Annotated in this window: 15 protein-coding genes; 11 read left to right on the forward strand and 4 right to left on the reverse strand. The window is 69.9% G+C overall.

Annotated elements, in window-relative coordinates; all coding sequences use genetic code 11:
• Positions 1 to 43 precede the first annotated feature (43 nt).
• The 9 genes from atpB to ACIPW5_RS27960 all read left to right on the forward strand — a co-directional run bounded on the left by atpB (position 44) and on the right by ACIPW5_RS27960 (position 7790).
• Entirely contained in the window at positions 44 to 880 is an 837-nt protein-coding gene (atpB, locus tag ACIPW5_RS27920) for a F0F1 ATP synthase subunit A (protein WP_401250497.1), read from the forward strand.
• Between the two features lie 82 nt (positions 881 to 962).
• A complete protein-coding gene (gene atpE, locus ACIPW5_RS27925) occupies positions 963 to 1196 on the forward strand; it encodes an ATP synthase F0 subunit C (RefSeq protein ID WP_007266589.1) in 234 nt (77 codons plus the stop codon).
• Positions 1197 to 1248: 52 nt separating this feature from the next.
• Positions 1249 to 1779: a F0F1 ATP synthase subunit B gene (locus ACIPW5_RS27930; RefSeq protein ID WP_362471677.1), complete on the forward strand. Its 531-nt coding sequence runs from the start codon at positions 1249 to 1251 to the stop codon at positions 1777 to 1779.
• Positions 1776 to 2591 (forward strand): F0F1 ATP synthase subunit delta, encoded by an 816-nt coding sequence (locus ACIPW5_RS27935; protein ID WP_401250384.1) that lies wholly within the window; start codon positions 1776 to 1778, stop codon positions 2589 to 2591. The genes ACIPW5_RS27930 and ACIPW5_RS27935 overlap by 4 nt, the downstream gene beginning before the upstream one ends.
• A gap of 135 nt (positions 2592 to 2726) precedes the next feature.
• Positions 2727 to 4322: a F0F1 ATP synthase subunit alpha gene (gene atpA, locus ACIPW5_RS27940; RefSeq protein WP_401250387.1), complete on the forward strand. Its 1596-nt coding sequence runs from the start codon at positions 2727 to 2729 to the stop codon at positions 4320 to 4322.
• Between the two features lie 20 nt (positions 4323 to 4342).
• Complete coding sequence (locus ACIPW5_RS27945; RefSeq protein WP_401250390.1) at positions 4343 to 5260, forward strand: F0F1 ATP synthase subunit gamma; 918 nt, start codon at positions 4343 to 4345, stop codon at positions 5258 to 5260.
• Positions 5260 to 6702: a F0F1 ATP synthase subunit beta gene (atpD, locus tag ACIPW5_RS27950; RefSeq protein WP_401250393.1), complete on the forward strand. Its 1443-nt coding sequence runs from the start codon at positions 5260 to 5262 to the stop codon at positions 6700 to 6702. Before ACIPW5_RS27945 ends, atpD begins: the two co-directional genes overlap by 1 nt.
• 139 nt (positions 6703 to 6841) lie before the next feature.
• Positions 6842 to 7216, forward strand: a complete 375-nt coding sequence (locus ACIPW5_RS27955) for a F0F1 ATP synthase subunit epsilon (RefSeq protein WP_007266595.1) — start codon at positions 6842 to 6844, stop codon at positions 7214 to 7216.
• 127 nt (positions 7217 to 7343) lie between these two features.
• A complete protein-coding gene (locus ACIPW5_RS27960; protein WP_267032620.1) occupies positions 7344 to 7790 on the forward strand; it encodes a DUF2550 domain-containing protein in 447 nt (148 codons plus the stop codon).
• Positions 7791 to 7880: 90 nt separating this feature from the next.
• Here the strand turns inward: ACIPW5_RS27960 and ACIPW5_RS27965 are convergent, their stop codons facing one another.
• From ACIPW5_RS27965 to ACIPW5_RS27975, 3 genes are all read right to left on the reverse strand, one after another.
• A complete protein-coding gene (locus tag ACIPW5_RS27965; protein WP_401250397.1) occupies positions 7881 to 9728 on the reverse strand; it encodes a glycosyl hydrolase family 18 protein in 1848 nt (615 codons plus the stop codon).
• A 184-nt stretch (positions 9729 to 9912) separates the two neighbouring features.
• On the reverse strand, positions 9913 to 10566 hold the full coding sequence (locus ACIPW5_RS27970) for a response regulator (RefSeq protein WP_401250400.1): 654 nt from the start codon (positions 10564 to 10566) through the stop codon (positions 9913 to 9915).
• Positions 10563 to 11759: a sensor histidine kinase gene (locus ACIPW5_RS27975; protein WP_401250403.1), complete on the reverse strand. Its 1197-nt coding sequence runs from the start codon at positions 11757 to 11759 to the stop codon at positions 10563 to 10565. Before ACIPW5_RS27975 ends, ACIPW5_RS27970 begins: the two co-directional genes overlap by 4 nt.
• A 156-nt stretch (positions 11760 to 11915) precedes the next feature.
• Here ACIPW5_RS27975 and ACIPW5_RS27980 point away from each other — a divergent pair, with 156 nt between their 5' ends.
• Entirely contained in the window at positions 11916 to 12491 is a 576-nt protein-coding gene (locus ACIPW5_RS27980) for a hypothetical protein (protein WP_401250406.1), read from the forward strand.
• On the opposite strand, the gene ACIPW5_RS27985 is transcribed toward ACIPW5_RS27980, so the two are convergent.
• The gene (locus ACIPW5_RS27985) at positions 12488 to 13060 is read right to left on the reverse strand and encodes a cob(I)yrinic acid a,c-diamide adenosyltransferase (protein WP_401250409.1); all 573 of its coding nucleotides are present in this window, start codon (positions 13058 to 13060) and stop codon (positions 12488 to 12490) included. The genes ACIPW5_RS27980 and ACIPW5_RS27985 overlap by 4 nt on opposite strands.
• Before the next feature lie 80 nt (positions 13061 to 13140).
• Between ACIPW5_RS27985 and ACIPW5_RS27990 the strand changes: the two genes are divergently transcribed.
• Positions 13141 to 13686 (forward strand): hypothetical protein, encoded by a 546-nt coding sequence (locus ACIPW5_RS27990; RefSeq protein WP_401250412.1) that lies wholly within the window; start codon positions 13141 to 13143, stop codon positions 13684 to 13686.
• Positions 13687 to 13806: the final 120 nt, after the last annotated feature.

Below are 13806 nucleotides of genomic sequence, written 5' to 3' on the forward strand. Positions count from 1 at the left end.
GCGCCGCGCCGACACAACGAGGTTGCCGTACCTATGCGCCACGCTGAAGGAGCCCGCGGTGAGTGCTGACCCGACGCAGGTCCTCGCCTTCGAGACCGACTGTCACATCTTCGACGGATGTGGCTTCCCCGGCCCGGGCCTGCACTCGTTCCTCTTCGAGCCGCTCTGGGGCGAAGCGGGCAGCAATGCCTACTTCAACAAGCCGATGCTGCTGGCCCTCCTGGGCTCCGTCATCATCGTGGCCTTCTTCTGGGCCGCCTTCGGCAAGGCGAAGATCGTCCCCGGCAAGCTCCAGATGGTCGGCGAGGCCGGCTACGACTTCGTGCGCCGCGGCATCGTCTACGAGACCCTCGGCAAGAAGGAGGGCGAGAAGTACGTCCCCTTCATGGTCTCGCTGTTCTTCTTCGTCTGGATCCTGAACGTCTGGTCGATCGTCCCGGTGGCGCAGTTCCCGGTGACCTCGATCATCGCGTACCCGGCCGTGCTCGCCCTGATCGTCTACGTGATCTGGATGTCGGTCACCTTCAAGCGCCACGGCTTCGTCGGCGGCCTGAAGAACCTCACCGGCTACGACAAGAGCCTCGGCGGCGTCCTGCCGCTCATCATGATCATCGAGTTCTTCTCGAACGTCCTGGTGCGCCCGTTCACCCACGCGGTCCGACTCTTCGCGAACATGTTCGCCGGTCACACCCTGCTGCTGCTCTTCACGATCGCCAGCTGGTACCTGCTGAACGGCATCGGCATCGCCTACGCCGGTGTGTCGTTCGTGATGGTGATCGTGATGACCGCCTTCGAGCTCTTCATCCAGGCTGTCCAGGCGTACGTCTTCGTCCTCCTGGCCTGCAGCTTCATCCAGGGCGCGCTCGCCGAGCACCACTGAGCCAGGCCCGCCCCCGCTCAGCCCCCCGTATTCGTCCGGTGGCCAACCCCCACCGGTCCGTGAAAGAGAAGGAAGAACTGGCATGTCCCAGACCCTTGCCGCCGTCACCGGCTCCCTCAGCTCCGTTGGTTACGGTCTCGCGGCCATCGGCCCCGGCGTCGGCGTCGGCATCATCTTCGGTAACGGCACCCAGGCCCTCGCCCGCCAGCCCGAGGCTGCCGGCCTGATCCGCGCCAACCAGATCCTCGGCTTCGCCTTCTGTGAGGCGCTCGCCCTGATCGGTCTGGTCATGCCGTTCGTCTACCCGAGCTCCTGATCCTCGGTCTCGACGAACAGCCCACTAGACGAAAGGCACTGATGTGAACCTCATGGTTCTCGCGGCTGAGATGGAAAACCCTCTCATCCCGCCGATCCCCGAGCTCGTCATCGGTCTGATCGCCTTCGTCATCGTCTTCGGCTTCCTCGCGAAGAAGCTCCTCCCGAACATCAACAAGGTTCTGGACGAGCGCCGCGAGCAGATCGAGGGCGGTATCGAGAAGGCCGAAGCCGCTCAGACCGAGGCCCAGAGCGTGCTGGAGCAGTACAAGGCCCAGCTCGCCGAGGCCCGGCACGAGGCCGCGCGCCTGCGCCAGGACGCGCTGGAGCAGGGCACTGCGCTCAAGGAAGAACTGCGCGCAGAGGGCCAGCGGCAGCGTGAGGAGATCATCGCTGCCGGTCACGCCCAGATCGCGGCAGACCGCAAGGCCGCCGCTCAGGCGCTGCGTCAGGACGTGGGCAAGCTCGCCACCGACCTGGCCGGCAAGCTCGTCGGCGAGTCCCTCGAGGACGCCGCCCGCCAGAGCCGCACCATCGACCGCTTCCTCAGCGAGCTTGAGGAGAAGGCCGAGGCGGCCCGATGAACGGAGCGAGCCGCGAGGCGCTGGCCTCCGCGCGCGAGCGCCTCGACGCGCTGACGGACAACACGTCCGTCGACGCGGCGAAGCTCGCCGGTGAGCTGGCAGCCGTCACCGCGCTGCTCGACCGTGAGGTCTCGCTGCGTCGGGTCATCACGGACCCGGCGCAGTCCGGCGAGGCCAAGGCCGAGCTGGTCGGCCGGCTGCTGTCCGGCCAGGTCTCCGGGGACACCCTGGACCTGGTGTCCGGCATGGCGCGCTCCCGCTGGTCGCAGTCCCGCGACCTGGTGGACGCGCTGGAGGAGCTGGCGGCCACCGCCGACCTCACGGCGGCCCAGCAGGCCGGCGGACTCGACAACGTCGAGGACGAGGTCTTCCGCTTCGGCCGGATCGTCGCCTCCAGCACCGAGCTGCGCTCCGCGCTGACCGACCGCGCCGCCACCGGCTCCGCCAAGAGCGAGCTGCTGCGCAGCCTGCTCGGCGGCAAGGTGAACGCCGTCACCGAGCGCCTGGTGATCCGTCTCGTCACGCACCCGCGTGGACGTAGCCTGGAAGCGGGACTCGAGTCCCTGTCCAAGCTCGCCGCCGAGCGCCGGGACCGCATGGTCGCCACCGTGACCAGCGCGATCCCGCTCAGCGACGTGCAGAAGCAGCGTCTCGGCGCGGTGCTGGCCAAGCTGTACGGCCGCCAGATGCACCTGAACCTCGACGTGGACCCCGCGGTCCTCGGCGGGATCTCGGTGCGGGTCGGCGACGAGGTCATCGACGGCACCATCGCGGACCGCCTCGCCGAGGCGTCGCGCCGCATGGCCGGCTGACCCAGCCGCCACCACACAGATACAAAGCATTCCTAGCGGCCCGGTTGGGCCGTGCAGAACTTGCAGAAGATTCCTGGGGGTCACCCCCAGACCCCTAAGAAGCTTCAGGCCCAACAAGGAGAGCAGGGAACCCAGATGGCGGAGCTCACGATCCGGCCGGAGGAGATCCGGGACGCACTGGAGACCTTTGTCCAGTCGTACCAGCCGGACGCGGCCTCGCGCGAGGAGGTCGGAACGGTCAGCGTTGCCGGCGACGGCATCGCGAAGGTGGAGGGCCTGCCCTCCGCCATGGCGAACGAGCTGCTGAAGTTCGAGGACGGCACCCTCGGTCTCGCCCTCAACCTCGAGGAGCGCGAGATCGGTGCGGTCGTCCTCGGCGAGTTCAGCGGTATCGAGGAGGGCCAGCCGGTGCAGCGCACCGGTGAGGTCCTCTCCGTAGGCGTCGGCGAGGGCTACCTCGGCCGCGTTGTCGACCCGCTCGGCAACCCGATCGACGGTCTCGGCGAGATCGCGACCGAAGGCCGTCGCGCCCTCGAGCTGCAGGCCCCCGGCGTCATGGTCCGCAAGTCGGTCCACGAGCCGATGCAGACCGGCTACAAGGCCATCGACGCCATGGTGCCCGTCGGCCGTGGCCAGCGTCAGCTGATCATCGGTGACCGTCAGACCGGCAAGACCGCGCTGGCCGTCGACACGATCATCAACCAGCGTGACAACTGGCGCTCCGGCGACGTGAACAAGCAGGTCCGCTGCATCTACGTCGCCATCGGCCAGAAGGGCTCGACCATCGCGTCCGTTCGCGGCGCCCTGGAAGACGCCGGCGCGCTCGAGTACACGACGATCGTCGCCGCCCCGGCGTCCGACCCGGCCGGCTTCAAGTACCTGGCGCCGTACACCGGTTCCGCCATCGGCCAGCACTGGATGTACGCCGGCAAGCACGTCCTGATCATCTTCGACGACCTGTCGAAGCAGGCCGACGCCTACCGCGCCGTGTCGCTGCTGCTGCGCCGTCCGCCGGGCCGCGAGGCCTACCCGGGCGACGTCTTCTACCTGCACTCCCGTCTGCTGGAGCGCTGCGCGAAGCTGTCCGACGACATGGGCGCCGGTTCGATGACCGGTCTGCCGATCGTCGAGACCAAGGCGAACGACGTGTCGGCGTTCATCCCGACCAACGTCATCTCCATCACCGACGGCCAGTGCTTCCTGGAGTCCGACCTGTTCAACGCGGGCCAGCGCCCGGCGCTGAACGTCGGTATCTCGGTCTCCCGCGTCGGTGGCTCCGCCCAGCACAAGGCCATGAAGCAGGTTTCCGGCCGTCTGCGCCTGGACCTCGCCCAGTACCGTGAGCTGGAGGCGTTCGCCGCCTTCGGTTCCGACCTGGACGCCGCGTCGAAGGCTGCGCTGGAGCGCGGCAAGCGCCTGGTCGAGCTGCTGAAGCAGGGCCAGTACCAGCCGATGCCCGTCGAGGAGCAGGTCGTCTCCGTCTGGGCCGGCACCACCGGCAAGATGGACGACGTCCCGGTCAACGACATCCGTCGCTTCGAGTCGGAGCTGCTGGAGCACCTGCGCCGCGAGCGCAAGGACCTCCTCACCTCCATCGCCGACGGCGGCAAGATGTCGGACGACACGCTGGGCTCGATCGCCGACGCGATCGCCGCCTTCAAGCGCCAGTTCGAGACCTCCGACGGAAAGCTCCTGGGCGAGGACGTCCCGGCCGTCAACGTCTCCAAGTGACGACGGAAGGGACCTGACTCATGGGAGCGCAGCTCCGGGTCTACAAGCGTCGCATCCGTGCCATCACGGCGACCAAGAAGATCACCAAGGCGATGGAGATGATCGCCGCCTCGCGCATCGTCAAGGCGCAGCGCAAGGTGGCGGCGTCGATGCCGTACGCGACCGAGCTCACCCGTGCGGTGACCGCGGTGGCGACCGGTTCGAACACCAAGCACGCCCTGACCACCGAGGTCGAGGCGCCGGTCCGTGCCGCGGTCCTGCTCATCACGAGCGACCGCGGTCTGGCCGGCGGCTACTCCTCGAACGCCATCAAGCAGGCGGAGCGGCTCACCGAGCGGCTGCGCGCTGAGGGCAAGGACGTCGACACCTACATCGTCGGCCGCAAGGGTCTGGCCTACTACGGCTTCCGTGAGCGCAAGGTCACGGATTCGTGGACCGGCTTCACCGACAGCCCGGCCTACGCCGACGCCAAGCGCGTCGCCGGGCCGCTGATCGAGGCCATCCAGGCCGAGACGGCCGAGGGCGGCGTCGACGAACTGCACATCGTCTACACGGAATTCGTGTCGATGATGACGCAGAACCCGGTGGACGGTCGGATGCTGCCGCTCAGCCTCGACCAGGCTCAGGAGGAGGACGGTGCGAAGGGCGAGATCCTTCCGCTGTTCGAGTTCGAGCCGTCGGCGGAGGACGTCCTCGACGCCCTGCTGCCGCGCTACGTCGAAAGCCGTATCTACAACGCCCTGCTGCAGGCGGCCGCTTCCGAGCACGCCGCCCGCCGCCGCGCGATGAAGGCGGCGACCGACAACGCCGGAGACCTCATCAAGAGCCTCTCCCGGCTTGCCAACGCGGCCCGCCAGGCCGAAATCACCCAGGAAATCAGCGAGATCGTCGGTGGCGCCAGCGCCATGGCCGACGCGACCGCGGGGAGTGACAAGTAATGACGACCTCTGTTGAGACGGCCGCCGCCACGGGCCGCGTCGCCCGGGTCATCGGCCCGGTCGTCGACGTGGAGTTCCCCGTCGACGCGATGCCCGACATCTACAACGCGCTGAAGGTCCAGGTCTCCGACCCGGCCGAGGACGGTGCGCTGAAGACGCTGACCCTGGAAGTCGCCCAGCACCTGGGTGACGGCCTGGTCCGCACCATCTCCATGCAGCCCACCGACGGTCTGGTCCGCCAGGCCCCGGTGACCGACACGGGCGAGGGCATCACCGTCCCCGTCGGTGACTTCACCAAGGGCAAGGTGTTCAACACCCTCGGTGAGGTGCTGAACTACCCGGAGGAGAACGCCAACGTCACCGAGCGCTGGCCGATCCACCGCAAGGCCCCCCGCTTCGACGAGCTCGAGTCGAAGACGGAGATGTTCGAGACCGGCGTCAAGGTCATCGACCTTCTCACCCCGTACGTCAAGGGTGGAAAGATCGGTCTGTTCGGTGGTGCCGGTGTCGGCAAGACCGTTCTGATCCAGGAAATGATCTACCGCGTCGCCAACAACCACGACGGTGTGTCGGTCTTCGCGGGCGTCGGTGAGCGCACCCGTGAGGGCAACGACCTCATCGAGGAAATGGCCGACTCGGGCGTCATCGACAAGACGGCCCTCGTCTTCGGCCAGATGGACGAGCCGCCGGGCACGCGTCTGCGCGTCGCCCTCGCGGGTCTGACCATGGCGGAGTACTTCCGCGATGTGCAGAAGCAGGACGTGCTCTTCTTCATCGACAACATCTTCCGGTACACCCAGGCGGGTTCCGAGGTGTCGACCCTGCTCGGCCGCATGCCCTCCGCGGTGGGTTACCAGCCGAACCTGGCCGACGAGATGGGTCTCCTCCAGGAGCGCATCACCTCGACCCGTGGTCACTCGATCACCTCGATGCAGGCGATCTACGTCCCCGCGGACGACCTGACCGACCCGGCGCCGGCGACCACCTTCGCCCACCTCGACGCGACGACGGTTCTTTCCCGTCCGATCTCCGAGAAGGGCATCTACCCGGCCGTGGACCCGCTGGACTCGACGTCCCGCATCCTCGACCCGCGGTACATCGCGGCGGACCACTACGCGACCGCCATGCGCGTCAAGGGGATCCTCCAGAAGTACAAGGACCTCCAGGACATCATCGCGATCCTCGGTATCGACGAGCTGGGCGAGGAGGACAAGCTCGTTGTCCACCGTGCCCGTCGTGTCGAGCGCTTCCTGTCGCAGAACACCCACGTCGCCAAGCAGTTCACCGGCGTGGACGGTTCGGACGTTCCGCTCGACGAGTCGATCACCGCGTTCAACGCGATCTGCGACGGTGACTACGACCACTTCCCCGAGCAGGCGTTCTTCCTGTGCGGTGGCATCGAGGACCTGAAGGCCAACGCCAAGGAGCTGGGCGTCTCCTGATCCGGCGCGCTCCGCGAGGAGCGCATCCGGTTCGACGTTCGACGGAGAGGGGCGGGTGTGTCCCGTCCCTCTCTCCACGCCCATTAGAATTTGACCCAACACCCGGCTGACCCGCCGGGTGGTGACCCGAGGAGCCACCTTGGCTGCTGAGCTGCACGTCGAGCTGGTCGCGGCGGACCGCAATGTCTGGTCCGGCGAGGCCACCCTGGTCGTCGCCCGCACCACGTCCGGCGACATCGGCGTCATGCCCGGTCACCAGCCGCTTCTCGGTGTGCTGGAATCGGGCCCGGTGACCATCCGCACCAGCGAGGGCGGCACTGTCGTCGCCGCGGTGCACGGCGGATTCATCTCGTTCGCGGACAACAAGCTGTCCCTGCTGGCCGAGATCGCCGAGCTCGCGGACGAGATCGACGTCCAGCGGGCGGAGCGGGCACTGGAGCGCGCGAAGTCGGAGGCCGACGCGGCCGCCGAACGTCGCGCCGATGTCCGGCTGCGCGCGGTCGCGGGGCACTGAGCCCCGTACCGAACAGTTTGATACCTCAGCCGCGGTCAGGTCCGGAATTTTCCGGACCGGGTCGCGGCTGAGGCGATGTACGTACTTTTGTTTGTGCGGTTTTCGATGAGCGAGGAGGTCGGTGAAGATGCTCCTCGCTCTGCTTGTGAGCGGCCTGGTCGTAGCCCTGGTGGTGATCGGGCTGTTCGTGTTCGGGTTGCGCCGCAGACTGATCCAGCGGTCCGGCGGGACCTTCGACTGCAGCCTGCGCTGGGGCGTGGCCGAGGAGCCCGACGTCTCCGGCAAGGGGTGGGTGTACGGGGTCGCCCGCTACAGCGGTGACCGCATCGAGTGGTTCCGCGTCTTCTCGTACTCCCCCCGCCCGCGCCGGCTGCTGGAGCGCTCCTCCATCGAGGTCCTCGCGCGCCGTGCGCCCGAGGGCGAGGAGGAGCTGGCCCTGCTGTCCGACGCCGTCGTGCTCGGCTGTTCCCACCAGGGGACCCGCCTGGAGCTGGCGATGAGCGAGGACGCGCTGACCGGGTTCCTGGCGTGGCTGGAGGCCGCGCCGCCCGGGCAGAGGGTGAACGTGGCCTGAGCCGGCCCGTACGCGGGGAAGCCGGGGAGGCGGGGGACGGTCCCGCCTCCCCGGCTTCGTCGTGCCGCCGGGCCGTGCAGTGCGTGGGGGTTACTGCAGCCCGGTGTGGATCGCGTTCGCCAGTTCGCCGTTCGCGGTGTCGCCGCTGAACTCCCAGAAGAAGGCGCCCTTGAGGCCCTGGTTCTTCAGCCAGGTCATCTTCCCGGCGATGGTGGCGGGGGTGTCGTAGCTCCACCAGTTGCTGCCGCACTTGGCGTAGGCGGTGCCGGCGACGGTTCCGGTGCTGGGGCAGCTGCTCTTGAGGACCTTGTAGTCCTCGATGCCCTGCTCGTAGGTGCCCGGGGCGGGTCCGGTGGCGGTGCCGCCGGGGGCGTCCTGGGTGACTCCGGTCCAGCCGCGGCCGTAGAAGCCGATGCCGAGGTTGAGCTTGGAGCCGGGGATGCCCTTGCCCTTGAGCTTGGTGATGGCGGCCTCGGAGTTGAAGCCGGCGATCGGGATGCCGGCGTAGGAGGTCAGCGGGGAGTGCGGGGCGGTGGGGCCCTTGGCGTCCCACGCGCCGAAGAAGTCGTACGTCATGACGTTGTAGAAGTCGACGTACTGGCCGGCGCCGGCGTAGTCGGCGAGGTCGAGCTTGCCGCCGTTGGAGCCGTCGGCGGAGATCGCGGCGGTGACCAGGTTGGAGGCGCCGAACTTGGTGCGCAGGGCCGACATCAGGTTCTTGAAGGAGGCGGCGCCGCTGGTGTCGCAGGACAGCCCGCAGGCGTTCGGGTACTCCCAGTCGATGTCGATGCCGTCGAAGACGTCCGCCCAGCGGGGGTCCTCGACCAGGGCGTAGCAGGAGTCGGCGAAGGCGGCCGGGTTCTGGGCGGCCTGGCCGAAGCCGCCGGACCAGGTCCAGCCGCCGAAGGAGTAGAGGATCTTGATGTGGGGGTACTGGGCCTTGAGCTTGCGCAGCTGGTTGAAGTTGCCGCGCAGGGGCTGGTCCCAGGTGTCGGCCTTGCCGTCGACGCTCTGGTCGGCGGTGTAGGCCTTGTCGTAGTCGGCGTAGCCGTCACCGATGGTGCACTTGCCGTTCTGGACGTTGCCGAAGGCGTAGTTGATGTGGGTGATCTTCGCGGCGCTGCCCGAGGTGACCAGGTTCTTCACGTGGTAGTTGCGTCCGTAGACGCCCCAGTTGGTGAAGTAGCCGAGCTTGACCTTGGAGCCGGGGTCCGGATCGGTGCCGCCGCCGCCCGGGGTGGTCACCGAGAGTTCGCCGGAGGAGGGGCCGGTCTGGTCGGCGGTGTCACGGGCGGTGACCGAGTAGGTGTACGTGGTGCCCTTGGTCAGGCCGCCGTCGTTGAAGGTGGTGCCGGTGACGGTGGTGAGCTTGCCGCCGTTGCGGTAGACGTCGTAGTTCTTGACGCCCTTGTCGTCGGTGGCCGCCGTCCAGGACAGGGTCAGCGCGTTCTCGGTGACGCCGGTCGCGGTGGGGGTGCCGGGGGCCGAGGGCGGGTTGTCGGTGGGGTTGGTGCCGCCGTCGCAGGAGCCGCCGTTGATCTTGCAGCCGGAGGGGGCGCCGGCGCCGGTGCCGTTGAAGCCGAAGCTGACGGTGGCGCCGGGGGCCAGGCTGCCGTTCCAGCCGAGGTTCTTGGCGGTCCAGTGGTTGCCCGAGCTGGTGACGGTGGCGTCCCAGGCGGAGGTCACCCGGGTGCCGGCCGGGTAGTCCCACTCCACGGTCCAGCTGCTGAGGGCGGTGGTGCCGGTGTTCTTCACCGTCCACTTGCCCTCGAAGCCGGAGCCCCAGTCGGAGACCTTGGTGTACGTCGCGGTCGCTGATGCTGCCGCCTGCGCCGGGCCGGCCAGGCCGACGAGGCCGGCGACGGGCAGGGCGAGGGCCGCGACGGTGGCGGCCAGCCTCCTGAACAGACGGTTGGGTCGTGGGGGTGCTGTGCTCAAGGGTGCTCCTCCGTAGGTCCGTACCGATCGTGGGGCCGACCGGTACATGGGGGTGGGACCTGCGCCGCCCGTGAGCACGCCTCGTGTCGCTCTGTGTCATGGCATGCTCACCACAGTGATGCGGTGAGACTAGAAAGGTCTGGACCAAGCGTCAAGAGGTCCAGACCTTACCTCCAGAGCCCGTCTAGATCCCCAACTCCTGTGCCAGCACGGCTGCTTGGACCCGGCTGCGCAGCTCCAGCTTCCCCAGCAGCCTGCTGACGTGGGTCTTCACCGTGGCCTCCGCCATGTCCAGCCGTACGGCGATCTCCGCGTTCGACAGCCCCTCGCCCAGCGCCCCCAGCACCTCCCGCTCGCGCCGCGTCAGCGACTCCACCGCCGCGGCCGCCCCCGGCCGCACGGGGGCCCGTACCGCCTTCGGCGCCGCGAACTCGGCGATCAGCCGCCGGGTCACCGCCGGGGCGATCAGCCCCTCGCCGCGCGCCACCGTCCGCACCGCCGCGATCAGCTCCGAGGCGTCCGCGTCCTTCAGGAGGAAGCCCGACGCCCCGGCCCGCAGCGCTCCGAAGACGTACTCGTCCAGGTCGAAGGTGGTCAGGACCAGCACGTCCGCCAGCCCCCGCTCCACCACCTGGCGGGTGGCCGACACCCCGTCGAGCTTCGGCATCTGCACGTCCATGAGGACCAGGTCCGGCCGCAGCTCGTCCGCCAGCCGCACCGCCTCCTCGCCGTCGGCGGCCTCTCCCACCACCTCGACGTCGCCCGCACTGCGCAGGATCAGCACCAGACCGGCCCGTACCGCCCGCTGGTCCTCGGCCACGACGACCCTGATGGTCATGACTGCACCGCCCTCTCCTCGGCGGGCAGCACCGCCCGCACCTGCCACACCCTGTCCGCCGCGCCCGCCGTGAACGTCCCGCCCAGCAGCTCCGTGCGCTCCCGCATGCCGATCAGCCCGGCCCCCGAACCCGGGGCGCGCGGGCCCGGCCGCTCCCCGTACGGGGAGTCCACCGCCACCGTCAGCAGCCCCGCGCCGTGCGCCACGCGGACCCGGACCGTACCGGGGACGGCGTGCTTGAGGGCGTTGGTCAGCGACTCCTGGACGATCCGGTACGCCGCCAGCTCCACCGGCGCCGGCAGCGGCTCCCCGGCCGGCCGCTCGTCCGCGAGGACGAAGTCCAGCCCGCTCCCCGACCCGTTGGTGCGGGCCTGCCCCAGCAGGGCGTCCAGACCGTCCAGGGAGGGCACGGCGACCGCCTCCTGCTCCGCCCCCGCGTCCCGCAGCAGCCCGATCAGCCGGCGCATCTCCGCCAGCCCCTGCACGCTGTTCTCCCGGATCACCCCGAGCGCCTCGCGGCTGGTGGCGGGGGAGTCGATGGACAGCGCGGCGGTGGAGTGGATGGCGATCGCCGACAGGTGGTTGGCCACCATGTCGTGCAGCTCCCGCGCCATCCGGGCGCGCTCGGCCGCCACGGCCTGGCTGCGGTCCATCTCGGCCAGCAGCGCCGTCTGCTCGGCCCGCAGCCGGGCGGCCTCGGCGGCCTCGCGGTGGTTGCGCAGGGTGGCGCCGGTCAGGGCCGGGGCGAAGCTGACGATGCCGGTGATCACGCCGATCAGCAGGGCCTGCGGGGTCCGCAGCCAGACCAGGGAGCCGATGGTGACGGCCACGGTGATCAGACCGGTGACGACCGGGAGCCGGCGGGCCATGGCGGGCTTGCCGTAGACCACGGCCGCGTACATCAGGTCCGTGAAGATGATGACGCTGGCGATGTTGCCGAGGGTGAACTGGTCCACGACCACGGCGACGGTGCCGACGGTCAGGGTGACGTTCGGCGCGGAACGGCGCAGCAGCTCCAGGGCGCCGAGCACCAGGAGCGGCACCAGCACCGCCCAGTCGGGCAGGGAGTGCCGGCCGGGCGAGCTGTGCACGCCGAGCGCCCACAGCAGCAGGCCGGCGAGCACGCTGACGGCCGCGAGCAGGACGTCGTCGCGGTGCGGGCGGGGGATCTTCGGGAGCACGGTCCCATCCAACACGGTCCGCCGCGGCGGGGCCTCGCCGCCCGGGCTGAGACGGCGCTACATCGAAGGATGCAGTGGGCTTTCGTCACTGGCGACGACGCGGCGGGGCGCGCGGGCCGGAACCCTGGGAGGACAACGGGGGAACCGAGGAAGGAAGGGAGAGCCGTCATGCTCGTCGGGCTGATCATCGCCTGTGAGGTCGGCTTCTGGGTGCTGCTCGCGGGCGGGCTGGCACTGCGCTACCTGGCCGGAATGCCGCGGTTGGGCGCCGCGCTGCTGCTGTGCGAGCCGCTGCTGGAGCTGGTGCTGCTGGTGGCGTCCTTCGTCGACCTGAAGAACGGCGGCGAACCGAGCTGGCGGCACGGCGTCGCCGCCCTGTACGTCGGCTACACCGTCGGCTACGGGCACTACACCGTGAAGTGGCTCGACGGGCACGCCGCCCACCGCTTCGCCGGGGGCCCGAAGCCGCCGGGGGCCAAGTACGGCAAGGCCCGCGCGGTCCACGAGTGGCAGCTGTGGCTGCGCACCCTGGCCGCCGCGGCGGTCGCGTACGGCCTCCTCCAGGCCGGCATCTGGTACGTCGGCGACACCGCCGACACGGCCCAGCTCCAGTCCTGGCAGGGCGTCCCCCTGAAGGTGCTCGGCATCCAGGCCATCGTCGCCGCGACCTACACGATCTGGCCCCGCAAGGCCCCGGAGGGCGCGGCGGACCAGGATGCCGAACTGGCCGGAACCAAGCGCTAGCGCTCGCCGCCGGGGACCCAGAGCACGTCGCCGACCTCCTTGTTGGCCGTCCTGGCCAGGATGAACAGGAGGTCGGACAGGCGGTTGAGGTAGGTGGCCGTCAGCGGGTTCATCACCTCGGCGTGCTCCTCCAGCGCCGCCCACGTGGAGCGCTCGGCCCGGCGGACCACCGTGCAGGCCTGGTGCAGCAGGGCCGCGCCCGGGGTGCCGCCGGGGAGGATGAAGCTGCGCAGCTTCTCCAGCTGCTCGTTGAAGACGTCGCAGTCGGCCTCCAGCCGGTCCACGTAGAACTGCTCCACCCGCAGCGGCGGGTACTCGGGGTCCTCCACCACCGGGGTGCACAGGTCGGCGCCGACGTCGAACAGGTCGTTCTGGACGCGGACCAGGACCTTCACGACCTCCTCCGGCAGCGCACCCAGCGCGATCGCCGTCCCGATGGCGGCGTTGGCCTCGTTGGCGTCGGCGTACGCGGAGATCCGCAGGTCCGTCTTCCGCGTCCGGCTCATGTCCCCCAGGGCGGTCGTGCCCTTGTCGCCGGTACGGGTGTAGATGCGCGTCAGGTTCACCATGGCGCCAGCGTAGACGGGCCCGCCGGCCGCGTACCGTCGGGCGGGGGCCGCAGGGGTCCGGAGAGCGGGGGAGCGGAGCCTTGGACGACGCGTACGGGATCTGGCAGCGGGCCGACGCGGCCCGGGAGATCGACGAGCTGGCGGGCTTCCTCGCCTCCCGCCGCCCCGGGACCCCGCAGGACCACCGCAACCGGGACGAAGCCGCCCGCCGCGCCGCCTCGGGCCGCGCGGCCGTCGCCGCCGGGGACCTCGGCGCGGCCCTCGACCGCTGCCTCGACCTGCGCGACCTGGCCCACCCCTGGGCCGGCCACCCCCACCACCCCGACGCCGGGCGCCCCGCCGAGCAGGACGCCCGGACCTGGGACCACGCCAAGGACATGCCGCGCGCGGACCTCGCCCCGGGAGACCCGCGGCTCCACGAGGCCGGCATGCTCCGGGACCAGGTGGTGCGGACCCTCCGGCGGATCGACGACCACCCCGACGCGGACGAACGCGCCCGCCAGGACGCCCACTACCTCGCCGGCCGCGCCGCGATGGCCCTGGCGCTCGGCCACGTCCCGGCGGCCCGCTGGGAACTGGGCCGCGTCCAGGAGCTGCTGGCCCGGTACGAAGGTGGCGAAAACTGAACTGTCGGGCCGCGCACGCCTCCTGACCCGTTCCAGTGTGATGTCCGTCATCTGAGACGTGACGCGTGTTACTTCGCGGTCACTCCGCCGCCCACGGGCGCTAGTCTCCGCCGGAGAGGC

The organism is Streptomyces sp. NPDC090077 (assembly GCF_044747545.1).
Taxonomy (GTDB): Bacteria; Actinomycetota; Actinomycetes; order Streptomycetales; family Streptomycetaceae; genus Streptomyces.

Coding starts and splice junctions, on each gene's coding strand:
- atpE (WP_007266589.1), top strand. CDS start 963: ATGTCCCAGACCCTTGCCGCCGTCACCGGCTCCCTCAGCTCCGTTGGT.
- ACIPW5_RS27930 (WP_362471677.1), top strand. CDS start 1,249: ATGGTTCTCGCGGCTGAGATGGAAAACCCTCTCATCCCGCCGATCCCC.
- ACIPW5_RS27935 (WP_401250384.1), top strand. CDS start 1,776: ATGAACGGAGCGAGCCGCGAGGCGCTGGCCTCCGCGCGCGAGCGCCTC.
- atpA (WP_401250387.1), top strand. CDS start 2,727: ATGGCGGAGCTCACGATCCGGCCGGAGGAGATCCGGGACGCACTGGAG.
- ACIPW5_RS27945 (WP_401250390.1), top strand. CDS start 4,343: ATGGGAGCGCAGCTCCGGGTCTACAAGCGTCGCATCCGTGCCATCACG.
- atpD (WP_401250393.1), top strand. CDS start 5,260: ATGACGACCTCTGTTGAGACGGCCGCCGCCACGGGCCGCGTCGCCCGG.
- ACIPW5_RS27960 (WP_267032620.1), top strand. CDS start 7,344: ATGCTCCTCGCTCTGCTTGTGAGCGGCCTGGTCGTAGCCCTGGTGGTG.
- ACIPW5_RS27970 (WP_401250400.1), bottom strand. CDS start 10,566: ATGACCATCAGGGTCGTCGTGGCCGAGGACCAGCGGGCGGTACGGGCC.
- ACIPW5_RS27980 (WP_401250406.1), top strand. CDS start 11,916: ATGCTCGTCGGGCTGATCATCGCCTGTGAGGTCGGCTTCTGGGTGCTG.
- ACIPW5_RS27985 (WP_401250409.1), bottom strand. CDS start 13,060: ATGGTGAACCTGACGCGCATCTACACCCGTACCGGCGACAAGGGCACG.